Annotated in this window: 4 protein-coding genes; 3 read left to right on the top strand and 1 reads right to left on the bottom strand. The window is 72.2% G+C overall.

Annotated elements, in window-relative coordinates; all coding sequences use genetic code 11:
- Window positions 1-587: 587 nt before the first annotated feature.
- Complete coding sequence (locus tag ACFXJL_RS19415; protein ID WP_384694005.1) at window positions 588-3,146, top strand: discoidin domain-containing protein; 2,559 nt, start codon at window positions 588-590, stop codon at window positions 3,144-3,146.
- 48 nt (window positions 3,147-3,194) lie between these two features.
- On the opposite strand, the gene ACFXJL_RS19410 is transcribed toward ACFXJL_RS19415, so the two are convergent.
- Entirely contained in the window at window positions 3,195-3,584 is a 390-nt protein-coding gene (locus tag ACFXJL_RS19410; protein ID WP_384694002.1) for a hypothetical protein, read from the bottom strand.
- Between the two features lie 90 nt (window positions 3,585-3,674).
- Between ACFXJL_RS19410 and ACFXJL_RS19405 the strand changes: the two genes are divergently transcribed.
- Both ACFXJL_RS19405 and ACFXJL_RS19400 read left to right on the top strand, forming a co-directional pair.
- Window positions 3,675-3,935 carry a hypothetical protein gene (locus ACFXJL_RS19405; RefSeq protein WP_358879244.1) on the top strand — a complete coding sequence of 87 codons (261 nt, stop codon included), beginning with the start codon at window positions 3,675-3,677 and terminating at the stop codon, window positions 3,933-3,935.
- 2 nt (window positions 3,936-3,937) lie between these two features.
- Window positions 3,938-4,495, top strand: a complete 558-nt coding sequence (locus ACFXJL_RS19400; protein WP_358879243.1) for a hypothetical protein — start codon at window positions 3,938-3,940, stop codon at window positions 4,493-4,495.
- Window positions 4,496-4,623: the final 128 nt, after the last annotated feature.

Genomic DNA, 4,623 nt, shown 5'->3' with positions numbered 1-4,623 from the left:
CCACCACCCCACCCCCCCCGCGGCCCTCACGTACATCCCCAGCCCCCGCCCCCCGCCCGCCTCGGCGGACCGCACCGCGCCTCCCCCCCCCCCCCCCACGCCCGGGTTCGACGGCCCGCCGTCGTCCGTACCTCTCGTCGACGCTTCTTCAGATCCCCTCGTCGAGCGGGACACCGGACCGGGCCATGGCTTCTCGGCCCTACGGCAGCGATTCGGACCGCCGCGGTCACGGCGAAGAGGAAACGGGTACGCCGCGCCCTCCTGGCATCGCCCTGTCAGGGGTGCCCGGCCGGGCGGTTTGCGCCGAGGGCGCTCTACTGGGTGAGATCTCCCGAGACGGGCGTTGAGGGCCCGGCAGAGGGCGTTCGCCGTCCGGGCGGCATGGGTGGTGTGGGTTTCATCCGGCGGAAGGGTCGGCTTCGCGTACAAGGGCGGAGGTTTTGCGTCAACTCGCTTGTTTTCCGCCCGAGTTAACGTGCGACGATCTTATGTTCAAGGGGTTCACAGCTGGCCCACAGCGGGCTCACAACCGATGTCGGCGCTTCACCGTTCCCTTTCCGCTTCCGCGGTCTGCCCAGGAGGTCCGATTGCAGCCCAGACGTACCCCCGCTCTCCCCCGAGCGTTACGCCGTTCCCCTCTGCTCGTCGCCTTTGCCCTCGGCTCGTTGCTCGTCGGGGCCACGCCATGGCTCGGCGTGGCGAGTACCGGGCCGGGCGGCGGCCCCGACGGGCCAGCGCTCCGGCCGGCGTCCTCACCAGTCGGCCAGCAGGCGGCGAAGGCGTCGCCGCACCACGCCGCGGCCCCGGCGAACGCCATGGAGCCCGCGGCTCCGCTACTCGACCGGACCGGATGGACCGTCACGGCGAGTGATGAGGAGACCGTTGCCGAGAACGGTCGCGCGGCCAACGTCCTCGACGGCAACGCGGCCACCATCTGGCACAGCAGGTATGCCGGGACCTCGGCCCCGCTGCCGCACAGCATCACCATCGACATGAACCGCACGGCGGTCGTCTCCGGCCTCGTCTACCTGCCCCGCAACGACGGCCCCAACGGGCGCGTCGGCGAGTACAGCATCAGCATGAGCGCGGACGGGCAGAACTGGGGCAGTCCCGTCGCCACCGGCACCCTCGCGGACGACGCCGCCGCCAAGACCCTCGGATTCGCCCCGACGGGCGCCCGGTTCGTCCGCCTCACCGCCGTCACCGAGGCCGGCAACCGTGGCCCGTGGAGCACCGCCGCCGAGCTCAACCTGCTCGGCGACCCGGGAACCCCGGCCGCCACCGTCGACCTGCCCCGCACCGGATGGACGGCCACGGCGAGCGATGAGGAGACCGTTGCCGAGAACGGTCGCGCGGCCAACGTCCTCGACGGCAACGCGGCCACCATCTGGCACAGCAGGTATGCCGGGACCTCGGCCCCGCTGCCGCACAGCATCACCATCGACATGAACCGCACGACGGCCGTCTCGGCCCTCGTCTACCAGCCCCGCAACGACGGCCCCAACGGGCGCGCGGGCGCGTACACCGTTACCACCAGCACCGACGGGACCACCTTCGGCACCCCGGTCGCGGCGGGCACCTGGCGCGACGACGACACCGTCAAGACCGCCACCTTCACCCGCACCGCGACCGCCCGCTACGTACGCCTGACCGCGACCGGCGAGGCCGGCAACCGCGGGCCCTGGACCACTGCCGCCGAGATACGCCTGAGCGGACCGGCCAACCCGGCCACCCACGGCGCCTGGGGCCGGATCACCGGATTCCCCCTCGTACCGGTGGCCACCGCCGTCCTGCCCGGCGACAAGCTCCTGGCCTGGTCGGCTTACGCGGTCGACCGCTTCGGCGGCAGCAACGGCTACACCCAGACCGCGATCCTCGACCTGAAGACGGGCAAGGTCACCCAGCGCCGCGTCGACAACACCGGCCACGACATGTTCTGCCCGGGCATCGCGATGCTCGCCGACGGCCGGGTCCTGGTCACCGGCGGCAGCAACGCGGAGAAGGCCAGCATCTACAACCCGGCCACCGACACCTGGTCCGCGACCAGCAACATGAACATCGCCCGCGGCTACCAGTCGATGACCCTGCTCTCCACCGGCGAAGCCTTCGTCCTCGGCGGGTCCTGGAGCGGAGCCCCGGGTGACAAGGCCGGCGAGGTCTGGTCCCCGAACACCTCCACCTGGCGCAAGCTCCCCGGCGTCCCGGCCACTTCGACCATGACCGCCGACCCGGCCGGCCCCTACCGCGCCGACAACCACATGTGGCTGTACGCCACTTCGGGCGGCAAGGTGCTCCAACTCGGCCCGAGCAAGCAGATGAACTGGATCACCACCACCGGGAACGGCAGCGTCACCCCGGCCGGCACCCGCGCCGACAGCCAGGACGCCATGACCGGCAACGCCGTCGCGTACGACATCGGCAAACTGCTCACCCTGGGCGGCTCGCCCGCGTACGAAAACGTGCCCGCCACCCGGCGCGCGTACACCGTGAGCATCAACGGCGGCCAGGTCCAGGCCGCGCGTACGGGCGACATGGACCAGGCCCGCGCCTTCGGCAACAGCGTCGTCATGCCCGACGGCAAGGTCGCCGTCTTCGGCGGCCAGTCGTACCCCGTGCCGTTCAGCGACGCCACCTCCGTGCTGGCCCCCGAACTGTGGGACCCGGCGACCGGCAGCTTCACCCCGCTCGCCACCATGGCCATCCCGCGGAACTACCACAGCGTGGCGAACCTGCTGCCCGACGGCCGGATCTTCTCCGGCGGCGGCGGCCTCTGCGGCGACTGCGCCACCAACCACGCCGACGGGGCCGTGTTCACCCCGCCGTACCTGCTCAACGCGGACGGCTCACCCAAACCGCGTCCCGCCATCACCGGCGGCGTACCGCCCCAGGCCCCCGCGGGCACCTCGCTCACGGTCACCACCGGCGGATCGGTGGCCTCCTTCGTGCTGATGCGGGCGGCAGCCGCGACCCACTCCACCGACAACGACCAGCGGCGCGTCCCCCTGACCTCCACCCCCGCGGGCGCCAACACCCATACGGTCTCCATCCCGGCCGACAAGGGCGTCGTCCTCCCCGGCACCTACATGCTCTTCGCCCTCAACGCCCAAGGAGTCCCCAGCACCGCCCGCTTCATCACCATCCCCTGACCCCCACCACTCCCGACCCCCACCTGAAACCCCCTCGCCCCCGCCCCGTCACCGGGGCGGGGGCGAGCCCACCCCGGCGTGCGCGGGGGTGGGCCACGGTCCGGGTCGGGTCGTGACCACGCCGAGGTGATCAGGGGGACCATCCCCGCCGGCCCGCGGGGTGCGTGCCGTGCAGGGAATCCCGTCGCCCGTCGATGGGACGTTCTGGGAGTGATCCATGTGCTGCACGTCTGCTGCGCTCACCGGCTCGGCCACGGAAGCAGCGATACCGGTCACCAGCCCGCGCCCCGTGCGGTGCAGTTGATCGGCCAGCCTGACCACCCACGGTTCATCCTGTGGGTCGCGCTTGATCGCCCGCTCCAGGGCGTCGTACGCACGCGCCCATCGTGCCGCTGCCGGAGAGAAGTGGTTGTTCTGCTCGGCAGGGGTGAGACGCATCAGATGCAGCGGCCAACTGCCGCTGGGACTGCCGCTCGGACACTCCCTGCGGCCCTACGGTCGTGCCGGGCGGACAGCTCCGGAGAGGCCGTGGCTGCGCCCTACGCGCTGGGAGTGCCCATGAAGAAGAAGAACCGGTTGGCAACAGGCGGTGCGGCGGTGGTGCTCGCCGCGGGGATGGCCATCGGATCCACCGCCCCGGCGACCGCCGCCCCCGCCGCCGAACGGATCGCCTCCGCCGAGCAGTTCCACGCCCACCTGGCGAAGGCCGTCGAGCGGGAGAGCGCCCAGACCGGCGAAATCAGCTGCTGCCCGGCCGGCTATCACGCCTCCGAAGTGACCGGGGCCTGACCATGGACACCGTGGGAGCGGCGCGGACCGCAGCCGAGCAGTCCGGCCCGGCGGCGGGCCCCGGGGGGTCCCCGGTCACCTGGTGCCCGAGCGGACGCCCGGACCGGCCCGAATCGCAGGTGCTCGGGGTCCGTTCCGGTCAGGACGGCGCGGTCGTCTACCTGGAGCGGCCGATGCCGGCCGCCGAGGTGCTCGGAGCCGTACCGGAGGGCATCGAACCGACCCGGGTGCTGAGGTTTGCCTCGCACTGCGTGTCTGCGTGCGTCCACCGGCGGGGCAACGACTGCACGCTCGTGGAGCGGGTCGGGGTGCTCCCGGAGGCCGGTGAGACCCGGTCGGTCCCACGGTGTCATCTCCGCAGCCGGTGCCAGTGGTGGCAGCAGACCGGGGTGTCCGCCTGCCACCGCTGCCCGGCCGTGGCCACGGCGGTCCTCCAGGAGGACACCCTCACCACACTGGTCGCGGATCCGGCGACCACGCTCGAACAGCTCGGTGAGTGGATCGCGCAGTCCCCGGACGGACCCTCCCCCGAGAGGCCGTCCGGCACCGCGGGAGGCTGACCGCCGCGGACAGGGGTACGGCCGGGGGGGGGGGGGGGGGCCCCCCCCCCCCCCCCCCCCCCCGCCATATATAGAGCTTTCATCAGCCCCGGCCCCACACGCAAGAAAAAAAAAAAAACAACAAAAAA

Origin of the sequence: Streptomyces sp. NPDC059256 (assembly GCF_042753785.1) — a bacterium.
Lineage (GTDB): Bacteria > Actinomycetota > Actinomycetes > Streptomycetales > Streptomycetaceae > Streptomyces.
This window is presented reverse-complemented; position numbering and strand designations above follow the sequence as displayed.

Coding starts and splice junctions, on each gene's coding strand:
- ACFXJL_RS19410 (WP_384694002.1), bottom strand. CDS start 3,584: ATGCGTCTCACCCCTGCCGAGCAGAACAACCACTTCTCTCCGGCAGCG.
- ACFXJL_RS19400 (WP_358879243.1), top strand. CDS start 3,938: ATGGACACCGTGGGAGCGGCGCGGACCGCAGCCGAGCAGTCCGGCCCG.